Raw genomic sequence first — 18,512 nt, 5'->3', positions numbered from 1 at the left:
GGCAGCACCCTCACGGTCCTGGGCTGCGAGTCCGGCAAGCCCAGCAACCTGAGCGTCGTGCTCTGCCACTAGTGAGATCCGGTGCCCGGGACGGCCAGCGACGGCGGCCGCCCCGGGCACACTCGTTCCCGGAAGGAGGACCCGTGCGGGCAGCGGACCGGCTGGTGGCGGAGACCGTGCGGCGGGGCGGACCCTGGCTGGCCGTGCTCGCGGTCGTCTCCGTCCTGGGGGCGTTCGCCCAGCTCGCGCTCCCGCTGGTGCTGGGCAGGACGGTCGACGAGCTGGTGGCCGGCGCGCCGGGAGCGACCGGCGGCGCGGCGACCTGGCTCGGCGTCTGCGTCGCCGTCGTGGCGGCGGGCGTGGTCTGCGACGCCCTTGAGGTGTGGGCCTCGGGATCGAGCGGCGCGCGCGCGTCGGCCTGGCTCAAGACCCGTGTGGTGCGCGCCGTCCTCGGCGCCGGGCCGGTGACGACCCGCCGGTTCCCCGAGGGGGAGCTGGTGACCAGGATGGGCCTGAACACCGAGGAGATCGGACGCGCCCCGGAGGCGGTCGTCACCGCGGTCGCGCTGGTCATCCCCACCGCGGGCGCCGTCGTGGCCCTCACCCTCATCGATCCCCTGCTGACCGTGACGCTGGTCTCCGGGCTCGTCCTCATCGCGCTCGTCCTGCGCGCCTTCCTCGGCGCGAGCACCACGGTGGCGGCCGAGTACCAGGCGGCGCAGGGCGACATCGCCGCCCGCCTGGTCGACGCCCTGGCCGGGGCCCGTACGATCGCCGCCGCCGGCACCGCCGACCAGGAGCGGGCGCGGGTGCTGACCTCCCTGCCCCTGCTGCGCAGGCACGCCATGGAGATGTGGCGGATCAACGCGCGGGCCGGCGTGCAGGCCGGGGCCGTGGTCCCGCTGCTGGAGGTCGCCGTCCTCGGGGTGGGCGGGCTGCGCCTGGCCGCCGGGGACCTGTCGGCCGGGGAGCTGTACGCCGCCGCCCGCTACGTCGTGCTCGGCGCGGGCCTTGGCTCGGCGCTGGGCCACGTCGGCCGCCTGGCCAGGGCGCGCGCCGCCGCCGCCAGGGTGGGCGAACTGCTCACCGAGGCGCCCCGCGCCCACGGCACCCGGACGCTGCCCCCCGGCCCCGGCACGCTGGAGTTCCACGGCGTCGACGCGGGCGGCCTGCGCGGCGTGGACCTCGTCGTTCCCGGCGGGCAGGCGGTGGCCGTGGTCGGCCGCTCCGGCGCCGGCAAGTCGCTGCTCGCCGCGGTCGCCGGGCGCCTGACGGACCCGGACCGGGGTACGGTCCGCCTGGACGGCGTCCCGCTGCCCGAGCTCTCCCACGAGGCGCTGCGCGCGGCCGTGGGGTACGCCTTCGAGCGCCCGGCACTGCTCGGCGGGACCGTGGGCGGCGCCATCGCCCTGGGCACCGACGCCCCTCCCGCCGGTTCCGGCCCCGGCTCCGGCCTCTCCTCTCCTTCCGGCTCCGGGCACGGTCCCGCCTCCGTCCCTCCCCCGGACACCGGTCGCGGTCCGCGGCACGCTTCCCGGGACGCCTCCGGACGGGACGAGGTCGTGCGGGCGGCGGCGCGGGCGGCACGGGCCGACGCCTTCGTCCAGCGGCTCCCGCTGGGGTACGACACCCCGCTGGAGGAGGCGCCCATGTCCGGCGGGGAGCGGCAGCGGCTCGGCCTGGCCCGCGCCTTCGCGCAGGGGCGGCGCCTGCTCGTCCTGGACGACGCCACCTCCAGCCTGGACACCGTCACCGAGCGCCAGGTCGCGCGGGCGCTCTCCGGGGAGCTGCGCGACCGGACACGGCTGATCGTGACCCACCGGGTGGCGACCGCGGCGGCGGCCGACCGGGTGATCTGGGTGGACGACGGCCGGGTACGCGCCTGCGCCGACCATCGCGTCCTGTGGGCCGACCCGGCCTACCGCGCCGTCTTCCAGGCGGAGGCCCCGTGACCGGCGAGGGCCCCGTGGCGGGAGGAGGCTCGGTGGGGGGAGGCTCGGTGGGGGGAGGCTCGGTGAAAGGCGACGGACCCGTGACAGGCGACGGCTTCGCGAGAGGCGGAGACCTCGTGAACCGGCCCCTGCGGCGGGCGCTGCGCCGGGACCCGTACCAGCTGGTCAGGCTGGCGGGGTGGTCGGTCGCGGAGACGGCGCCCTCGCTGGTCATCGGCCTGGCCATCGCGCGGGCCATCGACGACGGGTTCGGCGCGGGGCGGCCCGGGACCGGGTTCGCCTGGCTGGCCCTGCTCGGCGGCGCGTGGCTGCTGGCCGCGGTCGGCGCCCGGCAGGTCGTCCTGACCGTCGCCGCGATCGTGGAGCCGTTCCGCGAGGAACTGCTCGCGCACGTCGTGGACGACGCGCTGCGCCACTCGGCCGCCTCCGGCCGGGGACCCGGAGCCGGGGCGGTGGCGCGCTCCAACCTCCAGGTCGAGCTGGCCCGCGACGCGTTCGCCTCGGTCATCACGGTGGTCAGGTCGTTCGCGTTCACCGTGGTGAGCGTGGCGCTGGGACTGGCGGCCCTCGTCCCGCAGGTACTGGTGCTGGTGCTGCCGCCGTTCGCCGCGGGCCTCGTGGTCTTCCTGCTGTCGCTGCGCGCACTGGCCAGGCGGCAGCGGGACTTCATCCTGGCCGACGAGCGCACCTCCACGGCGCTGGCCGGCATGGTGGGCGGGCTGCGGGACATCACCGCCTGCCGCGCCGAGCCGCGGACGGCCGACGAGGTGGGCCTCCATGTCGCCGGGCAGGCCCGCGCGGCCCGGTCGCTGGCCCGGGTGACGGCGATGCGCACGGTGGCGCTGGCGGTGGGCGGCCGGCTGCCGATCCTGCTGATCCTGGCCGGCACCCCCTGGCTGATCTCCGAGGGCGCGGGGGCCGGGGTGATCCTGGGCGCCCTGGCCTACGTCACGCAGTCGCTGGCGCCCGCGCTCGGCAACCTCGTGGAGGGGCTGGGGATCAACGGGGTCCGGCTGCGGGTGGCGCTCGGCCGGCTGCTGCGCGACGGCGACCCGCCCGCGCGGGCGGGCTCCCGGGTCGGCCCCGCCACCCGGGACGGCGGGGCCGAGCTGCGCGGCGTGACGTTCGCCTACGGGCCGCACGCCGAACCGGTGATCGACGGCCTGGACCTGTCGGTGGCCGAGGGCGACCACGTCGCCGTCGTGGGCCCCAGCGGCATCGGCAAGTCCACGCTCGCCGCGCTGCTGACCGGGCTGCTGCGGCCCTCCTCCGGCCGGATCACGGTGTGCGGGGTGCCGGCCGACCGGCTCGACCCCGCCGGCCGGGTGCTGATCCCCCAGGAGGCCTACGTCTTCCGCGGGTCCCTGCTGGAGAACCTCGTCTACCTGGCCGGGGACGTCCCGCCGGAGGCGGTCGGCGAGGCGGTGGCCGAGGTCGGCCTGACCGGCCTGGTGGCGCGGCTGGGCGGCCTGTCCGCCGAGGTCCGCCCCGATCTGCTCTCCCCGGCAGAACGCCAGCTCGTCGCCCTGGCCCGCGCCTACCTGGCCCCGGCCCGGCTGGTCGTCCTCGACGAGGCGACGTGCCATCTGGACCCGGCGGCCGAGTCCCGCGCCGAGGAGGCGTTCGCCCGGCGGGGAGGCACGCTCGTCGTCATCGCCCATCGGCTGACCTCGGCGCTGCGCGCCCGGCGGATCGTCGTCATGGACGGCACCAGCGTGCTGGCGGGCACCCACGGGGAGATGCTGGCCGCCTCGCCGCTCTACGCCGACCTGGCCGGCCGGTGGGACCCGTCGTCCCCCGCCTCGTCGGCGTCTCCGGTCCATCCGGCCTTCCCGGCCTCTCCTGCCCATCCGGATCCGGCCTCCCCCGGGTCCCCGGTTCATCCGAATCCGGCGTCCCCGATCTCCCCGGCGTCCCCGGTCCTTCCGGTGGTTCCGGCAGGCCCGCCCCCTCTCCCGGCCGGCCCCCCGGCCCACGGTCTCCACGACGGTCTCCCCACCGGAGGAACCCGATGATCCACCCTCCCGCCGAACGGCGCCCGGTCGTCGACCACCTGCACGGACACGCCGTGCCCGACCCGTACCGGTGGCTGGAGGACCCCGCCGATCCGGAGACGCGGAGCTGGTCGGCCGCCCAGGAGGAGCTGTGGCGCGCCCACGCCGAGGAGCTGCCCGGCCGTGACCTGTGGCGTTCGCGGGTGGCGGCGCTGACCGGCGCCGGGTCCGCCGGCACGCCGGCCTGGCGCGGCGAGAGCCGCTTCTTCCTGCGCCGTACGGCCGAGCAACGGCACGCGGTCCTCTACCTCGCCGGTCCCGGCGGGACGGAGGAGGCGCTGGTCGACCCGGCGGCGCTCGACCCGAGCGGGCTGACCACGCTCGACCACTGGCAGCCGAGCCTGGACGGCAGGCTGCTGGCCTACCAGCTGTCCAGGAACGGGGACGAGCGCTCGGAACTGCGGGTCATGGACGTCGCCACCCGGCGGACGGTGGACGGCCCGATCGACCGGTGCCGGTACGCGCCCGTGGCGTGGCTGCCCGACGGGAAGTCCTTCTACTACGTCCGCTCCCGGCAGGTCCGCCTGCACCGGCTCGGCACCCCGGCCGGCGACGACGCCGTCGTCATGGGCGAGGAGCGCTCGTACGGCCTCGGGCTCGACCACGAGGGGCGCTGGCTGACGATCGCCGCGCCGTCCGCGGGCGGCGGCAACGACCTGTGGCTGGCCGACCTGTCGGCCTCCTCCCCCGACTCCCCCGACCTGAGGGTCATCCAGCGGGACGCGGGCGTGGCGACGCTGCCCGCCGTCGGCCGCGACGGCCGCCTGTACCTGCTCACCACGCTGGACGCGCCCCGGGGACGCCTGTGCGTGGCCGACCCCGCGCGGCCGGACCCCGAGCACTGGTCGGAGCTGGTCGGCGAGGACCCCGAGGCGGTGATCGGCGAGTTCGCGATCGCCGGGCCGGTGCTCCTCGTCTCCCGCACCCGGCACGCGGTCGGCGAGATCGGCGTCCACGACCTGGCGACCGGGGAACGGCGCGGGGAGGTGCCGCTGCCCGGTCTCGGCTCGGTCCGCGGGCTGACGACCCGCCCCGAGGGCGGCCACGAGGTCTGGTTCACCTACACCGACAGCGTCACGCCGGTGAGCGTGCACCGCCACGACACCCGTACCGGGCGAACGTCGCTGTGGGAGGCCGCGCCCGGCGCCCTGGAGGTGCCCGAGCTGGAGAGCCGTCAGGTGGTCTTCTCCTCCTCCGACGGCACGCGGGTCCGGATGGTCGTGCTGGCCCGCCCCGGCTCCGGCCCCCGGCCGGCGATCCTGTACGGCTACGGCGGGTTCGGGGCCTCGCTCACGCCCTCGTACTCCAGCTACGTCCTGCCCTGGGTGGAGGCCGGCGGGGTGTTCGCCCTGGCCCAGGTGCGCGGCGGCGGCGAGGAGGGCGCGGACTGGCACCGCGACGGCATGCTGGAGCGCAAGCAGAACGTCTTCGACGACTTCGCGGCGGCGGCCGAGAAGCTCGTCGCGGACGGCTGGACCACCCCGGCACTGCTGGGCGCGTGCGGCGAGTCCAACGGCGGGCTGCTGGTGGGCGCCGCGCTGACGCAGCGCCCCGAGCTGTTCGCCGCGGCCGTCTGCTCGGCGCCGCTGCTCGACATGGTCCGCTACGAGCACTCGGGGCTGGGGCCGGCGTGGCGCTCGGAGTACGGCTCGGCCGACGACCCCGAGCAGCTCGGCCGGCTGCTGGGCTACTCCCCCTACCACCGGGTCACGAAGGGCGTCGACTACCCGGCGACGCTGCTGACGACCTTCGGCGGCGACTCCCGCGTTGACCCGTTGCACGCGCGCAAGATGTGCGCGGCACTGCAGTGGGCCACGTCGGGCACGCGGCCGATCCTGCTGCGCCACGAGGACGGCGTCGGCCACGCCTCCCGCTCGGCGGACCGCGCGATCGGCCTGGCGGCCGACATGCTCGCCTTCCTCGCCGCCCAAACGGGCCTGGAGATCGGCGGGTGAGGACCCGTCGCCCGCGGCCTCTCCGGGGCGCCCTGTCTGCCCGCGTCGCGATATGGGATGATTCTGTGGTCGGACAGGTTCTGTCTGTTCCCCCCTGACCTGGTGAAAGGGGAACAGGTATGGAGATCACGCCCCAGGCGGTCGTCATCCCCAAGGAGACCGACCAGCTCGAACAGGGCAGGTACGGCCCCGTCTTCCCCAGGACTCCGGCGTGTTACGGGTTCACCGTCATCGCCGACGTCAAGCCGGGGCGGGCCGAGACGATCAGGGAGCACGGTCACACGCTGGCCAGGGCGCTGGAGGGCGACCCGCATCTCCTGGCGCCCCTGAAACTGCACTACCTGCGCTGGGTGCTCTTCGACGACGACAGGCGCTTCATGTACCAGGGGATCTTCGACACCGACTTCGACAAGTACACCGAGGACGCCGTCGCGCTGTTCACCCAGGCGGGGGTGAGCACGGCGTTCGAGAACCTCGAAGGCTTCCCCGAGGACTGGAGGACCAATCCCGAGGCCTTCGTCAGGTTCGTCCGCGAGCACCAGTGTCCGAGCTTCATCGAGTACGGGGAGTACCCGTACGTCACCGCCGACGAGATCAAGAAGGCGTTGAAGATCAAGAGCGCCCTGTCGGAGATGCTCGACCAGCTGCAGTGAGAGCCGCGGGAACGGCCACAGCCGTGGTGAGGACGCTCCGCCACCCCTGGCCCCACCGTCGATCGGAGACGAGATGAGCGAGCCGAAGACCGCACGCACCTACAACCGGAACCACACCCCGCGTCCCTTCACGCCCGGCCGGCGGCGGTTGAGCATCTACGTCGCCTGGAGTTATCCGGCCGAGGCGGGCAGGAACGTGGCCGAGCTCGACGACCGTTTCTCCACGATGACCGAGGTCCGGCGGGTGACCTGGCCGGCGTACGAGGACCCGAAATGGTCTGATCCGATGCGGTTCCAGCAGGGCATCTCGGGCGGGCTGGAGCTGTTCTTCTGGGGCTGGCTGCCCTTCCAGCAGTTCGCCGAGGAGAGCACCGGACACCCGGTGCCCCTCTACCAGCGCGTCGACCAGGCCGGTTTCCTCACCCCCCTGGACGAGCGGGTGCTGGCCGACACCGACACCCTGTTCGTGTGGGGGCTGGACCACATGATCACCGGTCAGGACGCCACCCCCGGCGAGATCGAGGCGGTGCGCGACTTCCTCTCCCGGGAGGGGACCTGCCTGGCCCTGGGGCCGCACCACGACGTCGGCACCTCGGACGACCTGGCGGTGCGCCAGGCGGAGTACGACCACCACGGTGACGCCCTGGTCCCCCGCCGGCAGCGCTTCGGCAGGTACACCCGATCGCTGATGGCGGGCCTGGGGATACCGGTGGAGAACCGCTACGGCCTGCGGCCCGCGGTGGCGGACGGGAACAGAAGCGCCCCGCTGACCATCGCCAGGGATCTGGACACCAAGGGGTGGCTGGACGGGGTTTCCAGCCTCAACTTCCACATGCACCTGCCGCACTACGCCGTGACCACCGACGAGACCGACGTCGTCCACGTGCTGGGACGGCAGCCGATCGACCTGTCCCGGCCGCCGCACCCCTTCACCGAGGCCGGCAACACCGAGTTCAACATGTTCCTGTGGATGCCCCCCGGCGGGGACCGGGCCGGGGATGTGATCTTCGCCGACACCACGATCTTCAGCGCGCTGTTCGGCGTCGACGAGAGCCTGCGCGCCTTCTGGAACAACATCGTCTCAGCCACGTGACGCAGCAGGGAGGGGAAACGGTGGTGAACGATCACACCCGTACCGGGCGCACCCCTGTCGAGCTCGAACTCGACGACATCCAGCGCGGGGTGCTCAGCCCCCGGCCGAGCCCGTACGCGGCGACCTACATCCTGTTCCGCATCGACGACCGCGACCAGGGGCGTGAGCTGATACGGCGACTTGGCACGGTGGTCACCTCGGCCGCCGACACCGTCGGCCCGCTGGGCGAGACCTGGGTCAGCGTCGGGCTCACCTGTTCCGGCCTGGTGGCGCTGGGCGTGCCGCCGGAGTCGCTGCAGACCTTCGCCTGGGAGTTTCGCCAGGGCATGGCCGCACGGGCCGGGGCGCTGGGCGACGTCGGCGACAGCGCCCCGGAGAAGTGGGAGGCGCCACTGGGCACGCCCGGCGTCCACGTGGTGCTGGTGGCCTTGGCGCCCGACGGCGTGCACCTGGAGGCGGCCGTCGACCGCGCCCGTCCGGCCTGCCGTGCCCTGTCCGGCGTGAGAGCGATCTGGCGGCAGGACTGCCACGCGCTGCCCGGCGAGACCGAGCCCTTCGGCTATCGCGACGGCATCAGCCATCCGGCCGTCGAGGGCAGCGGTGTCGCCGGATCCAACACGCTGGAGGAGCCGCTCAGGGCCGGGGAGTTCGTGCTCGGCTACCCCGACGAGCTCGGCGGCGTCCAGACCCTCCAGCCCGAAGTGCTGGGACGCAACGGCAGCTACGCGGCCTTCCGCAAACTCCACCAGCGCGTCGCCGCCTTTCGCGGCTATCTGAGGGACAACGCCGTCGATCCGGTGGACGAGGAACTGCTGGCGGCGAAGATCATGGGCCGTTGGCGCAGCGGCGCTCCCCTGGCGCTCAGTCCGGAACGCGACGATCCCGCCCTGAACGCCGCCCCCTACCGCAACAGTTTCCTCTACCGGCAGGACGACCCGGCGGGGTTCGTCACCCCGGGCGGCTGCCACATCCGCCGGGGCAACCCCCGCGACGCGGCGGTGGCGGGCGTGGTGCGGCTGCACCGGATGATCAGGCGCGGTACCGTCTACGGCCCGCCGCTGCCCGAAGGCGTCCTGGAGGACGACGGGGCCGAGCGCGGGCTGATGTTCGCCTTCATCGGCGCGCATCTCGGGCGGCAGTTCGAGTTCGTTCAGTCCGAGTGGATGAACGACGGTGTCTTCTTCGGCGCGGGCGACGCCAGGGACCCCGTCATCGGTTCCGGAGACGGCTCCGATGACTTCACCATTCCTCGCAGGCCACTGCGGCGACGCCTGCTGGGGCTGCCGCACTTCGTCGTCACGCGCGGCGGCGAGTACTGCTTCCTGCCCTCGCTGAGCGCCCTGCGCTGGCTCGGCGACCTCGCGGACTGACGCGCGACGCCGCCGAAGTGCCGGACGGCGGCACGCGGGACGGCCCGTTCGGGGACCGTCGGGCCCCGCGAGGTCAGAGCAGGCGCTCCAGGAAGACCGTGATCGACATGATCGTGATCCCCATGATGATCAGGTCGACCGCCAGGCGCAGATTGCGGTTCTTGACGCGCGCCACCCGGGTCATCCGCAGGGCGTCGGTGGCCAGGAACAGCTCGTAGTCGTCGATCTCGGCGTTCATCCGCTCGATCAGCGATTCGGGCGTGGACTCGTCGGCGTAGGCCAGGACGCGCGTTCCGCTGCGTGCGGCGGGCAGGGGGCGGATGGTGACCAGGATCAGCAGGACGGCCGTCGACAGCAGGATCAGCGCCAGGATGACGCCGAAGCGCCCGATTCCCGGGAAGCGGGCCGGGCCGGTCAGGATGAGGGTGACCATCACGCCGTAGGCGACGCCCGCCCACGACAGCAGCAGGCCGGCTCTCTTCTCGCCGACGCTGATCAGCTCGGCGCGGGCCGCGGTGGTGGCGGCGTCGAGCCGCTCCCGCAGGATCGGGGACATGGGCACATGTCGTGCGCTGCCGTCGTCCGTTGAATCGGCGCCGTGGGCGGCCGGGTCGTGGTTCGTCATGGTGGGCGGGTCCTTTTTCGCCGGGGCCGCGGGCCGAAGCGGCGACCGGCGGCCGGTGGACGTCGAGGCAGCCGATGTCTCATCGGCAGAGGACCTGGCGCCAGGTCACGCCTTCGACGATCCGGCGGGCCCGGCCCGTGATCGGCGATCGTTGCAGGTGCCCCATGGAGTACCTGTACCCCGTCGCGGTGCCGGCCACTGGGTACGGCCTCCTCGGCGCGGAAGGTCTTCGAACGGGCCGGATCACGGCGGGTGAGACCGGTCCCGTCACCGGTAGCGGATCACGCCCAGCTCGGCCGGGTCGTCGGACCAGAGCCAGCCCGCCTGCCTGGCGATCCTGACGGCCTCGACGCGGGTGCGGGCGCCGACCTTGGTGAGGATCCGCGCCAGGTAGTTGCGTACGGTGCCGCCGGACAGGCAGAGCCGGTCGGCGATCTCGCCCACCGGCGCCCCCTCGGCGGCGGCCCCCAGGACCTCCAGCTCGCGCGCGGTGAGCGGGTTGCGCTTGGCGTGCAGGGCGGCGACGGCCAGCTCGGGGTCGACCACCTGTTCCCCCGCCGCCACCCGGCGCACGCAGCCGGCGAGCTGGTCGGCCGGGGTGTCCTTGACCACGAAGCCGCGGGCCCCGACGTCCAGGGCCCGGCAGAGCGCGGCCGGGGTCGCGAGCCCGGTCAGGATCACCGTCGCGCACTCGGGGAGCCTGCGGCGCAGTTGTGCCGTGGCGGTGAGACCGTCGGTGCCGGGGAGCCCGATGTCGATGAGCGCGACGTCCGGCCGGAGTTCCATGCAGGAGCGGACCACCTCGTCGCCGTGACCCGTCTCGCCGACGACCTTGATGTCGCTCTCCATGGAGAGCAAGGCCGCCATGGCCCCCCGGACGAGATGCATGTCCTCGGCGATCAGGACACTGATCATGAATGGTCTCCCCTGTTTCACGGTGAGGTCTCGCTCAATCCGGGGATCCCTACCCTCCGGAAGTCGGGTGATTACCGCAAGTCCGAGTTAAGCACGGATCTGGCGATATAGAAGTGGGATCGTCGCAGGTCAAAAAGCGTCTTCGCGCGAAAAAAGAATTAAATTCCAGAACCGCCCCTCTCATACGAACCACAATTTCCAGATTTATCATCTTTCGGGGTTTTTTTCGGACGGCCGATTCCGCGGGAGTGGGCACCCGCGGGGTGCCCGGGGCGTCAGATGCCGTCCGGCGTGCGGTTCTCCCAGGCCCAGGCGGCGATCCCGACCCGGTTGCGCACCCCGAGCTTGGCCATGATGCCGGAGATGTGGCCTTTGACCGTGCTCAGCGAGATGAACAGCTCGGCGGCGATCTCCTGGTTGCTACGGCCCCTGGCGATGGCGCGTACCACCTCCGCCTCCCGGTCGGAGAGGGGGCGTGCGGGCCGGGGGGCCGACGGCGCCGCGGCGGCCGTGAGCCGGCGCAGCAGCCGCAGGGTGACCGACGGCGAGACCAGGGCGTCGCCCGCGTTCGCCGCCCGGACGGCCTCGACGAGCAGGACGGGACCGGCATCCTTCAGGACGAAACCGACCGCCCCGCCGCGCAGCGCGTCGTGGACGTACTCGTCGAGGTCGAAGGTGGTGACCACGACCACCCGGAGCGGGTCCGCGACGCCGGGACCGGCCAGGAGGCGGGTGACCTCGATGCCGTTGAGGCGTGGCATGCGGACGTCCACGAGGCACACGTCCGGGCGCAGCCGCCGGGCCAGGGCGACCGCCTCGGCGCCGTCGGCGGCCTCGGCGACCACGCTGATGTCGGGCTGGTCCTCCAGGATGAGCCGCAGGCCACGGCGGATCATCGACTGGTCGTCGGCCAGCAGCACCCGGATCGTCATCGGCGCTCCCGCTCGGGGACGGGCAGGGTGGCGAGCACCGACCAGCCGGCTCCCGGGCGCGGGCCCGCGCGGAGCGTGCCGCCGAGGGCCTCCAGGCGTTCGCGCATCCCGATCAGGCCGTACCCGCCGCGCCGGTACCCGGCGGGGGCCGGTGGGGCGTCGTCGACGACCTCGACGACGACGGACCCGTGGTCCTGGGTGACGCGGACCGTGACCGACCGGGCCCGCCGGGCGTGGCGCGAGACGTTGGTCAGCGCCTCCTGGACGATCCGGTGGACGGTGAAGGCCACCTCCGGGGGCCACGCCGCCTCGTCGGCGAGGGAGTGCAGGCGCACCGCAGGGCCGTGCCCCCCGTGTTCCTGGCGTCCTCCGTGTTCCTGGCGTCCTCCGTGTTCCTGGCGTTCCTGGCGTTCCTGGCGTTCCCCGCGTTCCTTGCGTCCCCGGCCGCCGAAGCGTTCGACCAGCTCGGCGAGGCGTTCGGGGCCGGCCTCGGCGGAAGGCGCGTCACCGTCGTCGCCCAGCAGGCCGACGACGCGCCGCACCGCGGCCAGCGCGTCGGAACCGGCGGTCTCGATCTCCGCGAAGGGGCCCTCCGGCCTCTCCGTCCGCCTGCGGGCGGCGAGCCGCGCGGCCTGGGCCTGGAGCACGATGCCGGTGACGTGGTGGGCCACGACGTCGTGCAGCTCCCTGGCCAGCGTCAGCCGCTCGTCGCGGCGCACCCGCGCGACGGCCGCCCGGTGGCGGGCCTCGAACAGCCGCGAGCACAGCCCGGCGGCGAGACCGGCGAGCAACGCCGTGGCGTTCAGCCACGTCACGGGCGGGAGCCCGGAGGCCGGCGGGACGGCCGGCCAGGTGCCGGCGACGACCGCGAGCCCTCCGGCCGCGACGGCGGCGGCGCGCGGCGCCGGGAGCGTCCTGAGCGCGGAGCCGGTGAGCACGGACAGCGCCAGGGCCATCGCGGGCCCGGGCTCGGCGGGCACCTCCGCGAGCCGGGCGACCAGGACGGCGACCCCGGCGACGGTCAGGCCCGCGACCGCCGCCCGTGCCCGGTCGCGGCGGCGTAGCAGGGCGATCGCGCAGACCACCGCCCCGGCGGCGCAGCCGAACCACCAGTGGGCACCGCCCCAGCTCACCGCGACCCGGTACGCCCAGAAGGCGAGCGTCGCCGCGAACAGGACACCGAGCCCGGCGTCGGCCGCGTCCCAGGCCCGCCCGGCGTCGGCCCGGCTCCATGGCCGCCCGGCGGGTCGGCACCACACCTTCACGCCGCTCAGGCTAGACGTTCCGGTACGCGCGCCGTACCGGCCGAAAGTACCGTCGCGGGCGGCGCGGGCCCTGCCTCCGGCCGGTACCGGGCAGCGGGCCGGGTCCGCAGGATGAGCGCATGTCATACGAAGATCGACCTTTCCCCGCCCCGCCCGGGGGTCGCGCGCGGATCGTCGCCCTCGACGTGCTGCGCGGGTTCGCCCTGTGCGGGATCCTGGTGGCCAACGTCAGGCCGATCGCCAACGCCGGCGAGGTCGTCCTGCGCCGTTCACCGGTGGACGCGCGGGAGGCGCACGACGGCGTGGCGCAGGTCATGGGCATGCTCGTCGACCAGCGCTTCTTCCCGATCTTCTCCCTGCTGTTCGGGATCGGGTTCTCGCTGCTGCTGGTCTCGGTCACGGACCGCGTCGCCCGCCCGAGGCTGCTCCTGCTGCGCCGGCTCCTCACGCTGCTCGCGATCGGCCTGGCGCACTTCCTGCTGCTGTGGCAGGGTGACATCCTGACCGTCTACGCCGTCGTCGGCCTGCTGGTGCTGCTTCCCTCGACCTGGCTGCCGCGCCCGGCCGTGGCCGGCCTGGCCGCCGCGCTCGTCACGACGGCGCTGGCGCTCGGCGGTGACAGGACCGTGCTGGTCGCCGGGCTGTTCCTGCTGGGCTCGTCGCTGGTCCGGTACGGGGTGGTCGACCGGTTGGAGCACTCCACCCGGGTGCCGCTCCTGCTCGGCTTGGCCTTCGCGGCGGCCGCGGCGCCCGCGCTGTGGGCGCAGACCACGCTGACCGGCGGCGTGGACGACCGGTACGTCAACTTCTGGATGTACACGGCCGGGGCGCTGGTCGCGGGGGTGTACGTGTGCGTCCTGCTGGTGCTGCTCAGGACGCCGCTGCGGACGGCGCTGACGACCGTCCTCGCGCCGCTGGGCCGGATGGCGCTGACCAACTACCTGACCGCCACGGTCCTGGTCCTGGGGGTCCGCCAGGTCCTCGGCGCACCGCACGACTGGTCACCGGCGACGGTGTACCTGATCGCCGCCGCCGTCCTCTGCGTCCAGTGGCCGCTGTCGGTCCTCTGGCTGCGCCGGTACCGCCAGGGGCCGCTCGAGTGGCTCTGGCGCTGGGCCACCTGGGCCCGCCGCCCGCCCCTGCGCCGCGCAGCGGGAGGGTAGGACGGAGGCCGGTTCGGGGCCGGGTCAGATCGGGGAGGCGGCGGCGTGGTGGTCCAGGAGGACGTCCGTCTGCAGGTAACCGCCACGGATCAGATGACCCGGCGGGCGGGCGCGCAGTTCGCGGTAGTGACCGGCGATCCGGCTCGCCGCCACGACCGGGGTGGCGGCGCTCGTCCACAGCGGCCTCTTCCGGCCGACGGAGGCAGGGACGATCCACCAGAAACGGCAGGCGTGGTCGAGGCGGACGACGAGCCCGTAGTACACGGAGACGACCCGCTCCCCCGAGGGCAGACGATGCACGTCCGCCGGGATGTTGTGGGCCCGGGCCAGCAGGGCCGCCAGTTCGCCGGCCCGGAGTTCGGCCGGGTGGGGCACGAGGTCTCCGGAAGGGCTGTGATCAACGGTCACGCGGGAAAGGGTAGGGACCGCCCGGCACCCGGCTCAACGATGTTGCGCGATGTTGCGCGTTCACCGCGCGCGAAACGCCCCGTCGCTCACCGCGCGCGAAACGCCCCGTCGCTCACCGCGCGCGAAACGCCTCCGCCGCTCTCCGCAGCATGTCCCGCGCCTGCCGCCCGTACGCGGCGACGCCGCTCAGCGCCTGGAACGCCTTCTCGTACACGGCCACGTCGCCCGGGGTCCTGTGCTGGATCTGTCCCGGCACGGTGTCGATGCGGACCCGGTCGGTGTCGTAGATCCAGAAGTTCTCCGGCGGCATGAGCGGCGGCCTGACCGTCGCCGGGACGATCCCGAAGGACACGTTGGCGACGCCCGAGGTCAGCTCCGCCAGCCGGTCGAGCTGCCCGGCCATCTCCTCCGGGCCGACCAGCGGGGTGCGGAGCGCCTGCTCCCCGACGACGAACGCGAACCTCCTGCCGCCCTCGCGCAGGACCTCCTGCTGCCGCAGCCTGGCCGCCACGGCGGCGTCGATGTCGTCGGGGATGCCGCGGAAGTCGATGACGGTGCGCAGGTGTCCCCTGGCGTAGTCCTCGGTCTGCAGCAGGCCGGGGACGGCGGAGTGCTGCCAGACGCGGAACTGGCGCGTGCGCTCGTAGAGGAGCTGGAAGGAGCGCTGGACGTGGCCGAGACCGCTCTCCTCCAGGCGGCGCCACTCGGTGTACATGGCCTCGATGTTCTGGGCGGCGGCGATGAGGTCGACCACCTGCTCGTCCGCGTCGCAGGCCTCGCACCACGTCCTGATGTCGGCCTGGTTGGGCATCTGGACCGCGTTCTCGATCTTGGAGATCTTGGTGTGGTCCAGGCCGGTCTTCGCCGCCAGCGCCCTCCCGGTCAGCCCGGCGCCGGCGCGGAGCGACCTGAGCCGGGCCGCGAGGATGCCCTTCGCCTCGTCGATGCGTGCCGTGGAGGTCGCCATCTCCGTCACCTCGTCACCGCGGGGGCCGGTCTTTCCGGCATTCCGACCGTATGCCGCTTGTTCCACCTTGTCGCGAAAATTGCGAATCGTTGCGCTGTCGCAGCTCGCGGCGCCTGTCCCTGTCCAGGCCCTTGTCCGGGTCCGGGTCCGGGGCGACCGCGAGGAAAGCCGGGAACGTCGGAGAGGACGGGCAGGCGGCGCGGGTGTGGTCGAATGGCTCGTCGTGGACGAGATGACGATGGAATCGATCGCGCGGCGGCTGGTGGAGATCCCCGGCATCGTCGCGGTGACGCTCGGGGGCAGCCGGGCCCGTGGCACCCACCGCCCCGACTCCGACACCGACCTGGGGCTGTACTACCGGGGCGCCCCGGACATGGCGGCGCTGCGCGCGCTGGCCGTACGGGAGGCCGGTGAGGGGAGCGAGCTGACCGAACCGGGCCTCTGGGGACCGTGGGTGGACGGTGGCGGCTGGCTGACGATCGGCGGCCGACGGGTCGACTGGCTCTACCGCGACCTGGACCGGGTCCACCGCGTCTGGGCCGACTGCCGGCAGGGCCGCTACGAGGTCGGGGCGCAGGCCGGGCACCCGCTGGGCTTCTACTCCCACGCCTACGCCGGCGAGGTCGCGCTCTGCCGGGTGCTGGCCGACCCCGGCGGGGAGCTCACCGAGTTGCGCGAGAGCACGCGGGCCTACCCGCCGGCGCTGGGAACCGCCCTGGTGAACGGGCTCTGGGAGGCGGACTTCTCGGTGGGCCTGGCACGGTACGGGGCGACCGGCACCGATCCCGCGTACGCGGCCGGTTGCCTGTTCCGCGCCGTCGGCGTCGCCTGTCAGGCACTGCACGGTCACGCGGGCCGATGGCTGGTCAACGAGAAGGGAATGGTGGCCTCGGCCGGGCGGCTGCCGGGGGTTCCGAGGGACTTCGCCGCGCGCGCCCGGGGGCTGTTCGCCGACGTCGGCGGCTCGACGGAGCGGATCGAGCGGACCGTCGCCGACGCGGCCGGCCTGATGGCGGAGGTACGGGCGTCCGTCGGCCGCTGACCGGCGCGCGTCCTTCCCCGGACACGTGTGCCCCGGCGGGGTGTCCCTCGCGGGGCCCGGATGCGTGTCCCGCCGTACGGGTCGGGATTGTCGGACGCAGGCCTTACGGTAGGGCGCGTGCCAGAGACGAACCACGAGATCACGCTCGACTCGGCCCTCACCGAGGAGGCCGTGCTCTCGACCTACCGCCGCATGTTCGCGGCGCTCGCCCGCGACAGCGGCGCGGTCGTGGACGACCCGGCGCTCGTCGACATCGCCGAGACGCTGTTCGCCGCGTTCGCCGAGGCCGGCGAGGAGTGGCTGACCCACGAGCAGATGCGCCACGCCTGCCGGTCCTACCCGCTCGACCGGTTCGAGAACCGGCTCCGCGTGCTGCGCGGCCTCGGGGCGATCCGCGAGGTGTTCCCCAAGCCCAACCAGCTCCGCTACCGCGCGTCGTTCACCAGCGTGGTGGGGCTGATGTTCATCCGCCGGATGATGGACGACGGCGGCCAGTCGGAGATGCACCGGCTGCTCGCGCTGGAGGACCTCAACGTGGCCGATCCCGCCACGACGATGGAGGAGGCCCGCACCAGCGCGCAGAACCTCTCCCGCGCCTTCCGGCTCTGGGCGCTGGAGCTGATCACGCTGACCGGCGGGACCATCGAGGAGCTGCGCGAGCAGGCGCCCAAGCTCTGGGGCACCGAGGAGATCACCCGGCGGGCGCAGAGCCTGCACGGCACCATCCTGACCCGCTGGCCCGACCTCGACCGCACCTGCACCGAGCTGCGCGCCGCGATCTACGCCTACAGCGACGCCTCGCGCCGCGCCGCCGGGCGCCTGGCCGACTCGGCCGGTACGACGAGGAATCTGACGCTCCTGCCCGCGGAGACCTGGCGCACCTTCGCCCAGACCGCGAGCAAGGAGCGTCTGAGCGCGGTGCTCGACGGCTTCGTCTTCGACTCCCCCGCGCCCTGGCACGACCCGGCGGCGATCGTCCGCGCCGTGGACGAGAGCCCGCGCCCGGCGCCCGCCCAGCCCACTCCCCCGCGTTCGGCCCTGCCCGACCCCGGTCCGGCCGCCACCCACGACCGCGGCCCGGGCGGCCTCGACCACCTGACCGCCGTGGCCGAGGCAGCGCTGGCCGGGCGTTCCTCGGCCCGGCTGGAGCAGTTGCTCACCGCCGACGGCGAATGGGTCTCGGCCCGTCGCCTGCTGGCCGACCTGGTCGCGGCCGACCTGCGCCCCGACTCCCCGTACCGGCTGCGCTGGTCCGACGGCCTCACCGCCGACCCCGAGGCCGAGCCCACCTGGCTCTCCCACGGCAGCCTGGAGAGGACCGGCGGTGCCGGCTGAACGGCCCGAGGTGGCGCACGTCCGTGCCCGCGCGGGCGGTCCGATCCGGCTCGGCGCCGGGCTGCCCGCTCCGCCGGGGATGGCGCGGCTGGGGCGAGGCGACGGCACGGGCCTGGCGCTGCCGGTCTGGCCGGACGGCGCGACCCCGTCGCTCCTGGAGGAGTACCAGGTCTCCCCGATCCCGGTGGAACGATCCGGGGAGACCCGCCGGGTGCTGGCCGCGGCCCTGCGCTGCTGCTGGAGCGACCTGTCCCGCGATCCCTGGCCCGGCGTCCCGGCCGCGACGGACGACGTGCTGTCGGCGTACCGGGCGCTGATCGGGCGTGGCGACGACCTGATGCGCAACTGGGCGATCGGCGCGCTCCGCCGCCTGCACGACTCGGCCTGGCTGGAGGTCTCCGGCGGCCTCGTGCGGCTCGGCCCCCGGTGCGCCTCGTGGCCCGCGTCGTCGCACGCCCAGCTCCGGGAGCTGATGCGCCGCCTGCCCTCGGGCACGGAGGGACGAGGCGGCCCCGCGACCCTTCCCGTCGCCGGAGAGAACGGCCCCGGCGACGGGCCAGGCGCTGCCGGTGAGCGTCCCGGCGGCACCCTCGACGACGGCGATCCCGGTAACAGCGATCGTGGTGAGCTCGACGGTCCGGGCGGCGTCGGGATCGAGCCCGGCGGGTCCGGTAGCGGGGAGATCGAGCCCGGCGGGTCCGGTAGCGGGGAGATCGAGCCCGGCAGGTCCGGTGACGGGGAGATCGAGCCCGGCAGGTCCGGTGACGGGGAGATCGAGCCCGG

Annotated in this window: 15 protein-coding genes and 1 pseudogene; 10 read left to right on the top strand and 6 right to left on the bottom strand. The window is 74.1% G+C overall.

Translation table 11 applies throughout. From position 1 onward, the window contains the following. The first annotated feature begins 143 nt into the window (after nucleotides 1-143). From ACLQ2R_RS06285 to ACLQ2R_RS06260, 6 genes are all read left to right on the top strand, one after another. Nucleotides 144-1,952 (top strand): ABC transporter ATP-binding protein, encoded by a 1,809-nt coding sequence (locus ACLQ2R_RS06285; RefSeq protein WP_425958364.1) that lies wholly within the window; start codon nucleotides 144-146, stop codon nucleotides 1,950-1,952. Nucleotides 1,953-2,068: 116 nt separating this feature from the next. After that, on the top strand, nucleotides 2,069-3,967 hold the full coding sequence (locus tag ACLQ2R_RS06280; protein WP_425958363.1) for an ATP-binding cassette domain-containing protein: 1,899 nt from the start codon (nucleotides 2,069-2,071) through the stop codon (nucleotides 3,965-3,967). Continuing rightward, nucleotides 3,964-5,961 carry a prolyl oligopeptidase family serine peptidase gene (locus tag ACLQ2R_RS06275; RefSeq protein WP_425958362.1) on the top strand — a complete coding sequence of 666 codons (1,998 nt, stop codon included), beginning with the start codon at nucleotides 3,964-3,966 and terminating at the stop codon, nucleotides 5,959-5,961. Before ACLQ2R_RS06280 ends, ACLQ2R_RS06275 begins: the two co-directional genes overlap by 4 nt. Before the next feature lie 119 nt (nucleotides 5,962-6,080). After that, complete coding sequence (locus tag ACLQ2R_RS06270; protein ID WP_425958360.1) at nucleotides 6,081-6,614, top strand: hypothetical protein; 534 nt, start codon at nucleotides 6,081-6,083, stop codon at nucleotides 6,612-6,614. A 73-nt stretch (nucleotides 6,615-6,687) separates the two neighbouring features. Further along, nucleotides 6,688-7,707 (top strand): hypothetical protein, encoded by a 1,020-nt coding sequence (locus ACLQ2R_RS06265; protein WP_425958359.1) that lies wholly within the window; start codon nucleotides 6,688-6,690, stop codon nucleotides 7,705-7,707. Nucleotides 7,708-7,727: 20 nt separating this feature from the next. Continuing rightward, nucleotides 7,728-9,077, top strand: coding sequence for a Dyp-type peroxidase (locus ACLQ2R_RS06260; protein ID WP_425958358.1), 1,350 nt, complete (start codon nucleotides 7,728-7,730; stop codon nucleotides 9,075-9,077). A 73-nt stretch (nucleotides 9,078-9,150) separates the two neighbouring features. Here ACLQ2R_RS06260 and ACLQ2R_RS06255 read toward each other — a convergent pair whose 3' ends face one another. The 4 genes from ACLQ2R_RS06255 to ACLQ2R_RS06240 all read right to left on the bottom strand — a co-directional run bounded on the left by ACLQ2R_RS06255 (nucleotide 9,151) and on the right by ACLQ2R_RS06240 (nucleotide 12,814). Next, entirely contained in the window at nucleotides 9,151-9,702 is a 552-nt protein-coding gene (locus ACLQ2R_RS06255) for a Pycsar system effector family protein (protein ID WP_425958357.1), read from the bottom strand. A 267-nt stretch (nucleotides 9,703-9,969) separates the two neighbouring features. Continuing rightward, on the bottom strand, nucleotides 9,970-10,617 hold the full coding sequence (locus tag ACLQ2R_RS06250; protein ID WP_425958355.1) for a response regulator transcription factor: 648 nt from the start codon (nucleotides 10,615-10,617) through the stop codon (nucleotides 9,970-9,972). A gap of 275 nt (nucleotides 10,618-10,892) precedes the next feature. Further along, nucleotides 10,893-11,549 (bottom strand): response regulator, encoded by a 657-nt coding sequence (locus tag ACLQ2R_RS06245; RefSeq protein WP_425958353.1) that lies wholly within the window; start codon nucleotides 11,547-11,549, stop codon nucleotides 10,893-10,895. Beyond that, nucleotides 11,546-12,814, bottom strand: coding sequence for a sensor histidine kinase (locus tag ACLQ2R_RS06240; protein ID WP_425958351.1), 1,269 nt, complete (start codon nucleotides 12,812-12,814; stop codon nucleotides 11,546-11,548). The genes ACLQ2R_RS06245 and ACLQ2R_RS06240 overlap by 4 nt, the downstream gene beginning before the upstream one ends. 119 nt (nucleotides 12,815-12,933) lie before the next feature. Between ACLQ2R_RS06240 and ACLQ2R_RS06235 the strand changes: the two genes are divergently transcribed. Beyond that, nucleotides 12,934-13,977: a DUF418 domain-containing protein gene (locus ACLQ2R_RS06235; RefSeq protein WP_425958350.1), complete on the top strand. Its 1,044-nt coding sequence runs from the start codon at nucleotides 12,934-12,936 to the stop codon at nucleotides 13,975-13,977. A gap of 24 nt (nucleotides 13,978-14,001) precedes the next feature. On the opposite strand, the gene ACLQ2R_RS06230 is transcribed toward ACLQ2R_RS06235, so the two are convergent. Then, nucleotides 14,002-14,385 carry a hypothetical protein gene (locus tag ACLQ2R_RS06230; protein ID WP_425958349.1) on the bottom strand — a complete coding sequence of 128 codons (384 nt, stop codon included), beginning with the start codon at nucleotides 14,383-14,385 and terminating at the stop codon, nucleotides 14,002-14,004. A gap of 112 nt (nucleotides 14,386-14,497) precedes the next feature. Next, nucleotides 14,498-15,352: a helix-turn-helix domain-containing protein gene (locus tag ACLQ2R_RS06225; protein ID WP_425958348.1), complete on the bottom strand. Its 855-nt coding sequence runs from the start codon at nucleotides 15,350-15,352 to the stop codon at nucleotides 14,498-14,500. 205 nt (nucleotides 15,353-15,557) lie between these two features. On the opposite strand from ACLQ2R_RS06225, the gene ACLQ2R_RS06220 reads away from it, so the two are divergent. From ACLQ2R_RS06220 to ACLQ2R_RS06210, 3 genes and pseudogenes are all read left to right on the top strand, one after another. After that, on the top strand, nucleotides 15,558-16,394 hold the full coding sequence (locus tag ACLQ2R_RS06220; RefSeq protein WP_425958347.1) for a nucleotidyltransferase domain-containing protein: 837 nt from the start codon (nucleotides 15,558-15,560) through the stop codon (nucleotides 16,392-16,394). Nucleotides 16,395-16,511: 117 nt separating this feature from the next. Beyond that, complete coding sequence (locus ACLQ2R_RS06215; protein WP_425958346.1) at nucleotides 16,512-17,729, top strand: hypothetical protein; 1,218 nt, start codon at nucleotides 16,512-16,514, stop codon at nucleotides 17,727-17,729. Continuing rightward, a pseudogene (locus tag ACLQ2R_RS06210) lies at nucleotides 17,719-18,512 on the top strand (hypothetical protein); the annotation flags it as partial. The gene ACLQ2R_RS06215 and the pseudogene ACLQ2R_RS06210, both read left to right, overlap by 11 nt.

Source organism: Streptosporangium sp. DT93 (genome assembly GCF_049844535.1).
Taxonomy (GTDB): Bacteria; Actinomycetota; Actinomycetes; order Streptosporangiales; family Streptosporangiaceae; genus Streptosporangium.
This window is presented reverse-complemented; position numbering and strand designations above follow the sequence as displayed.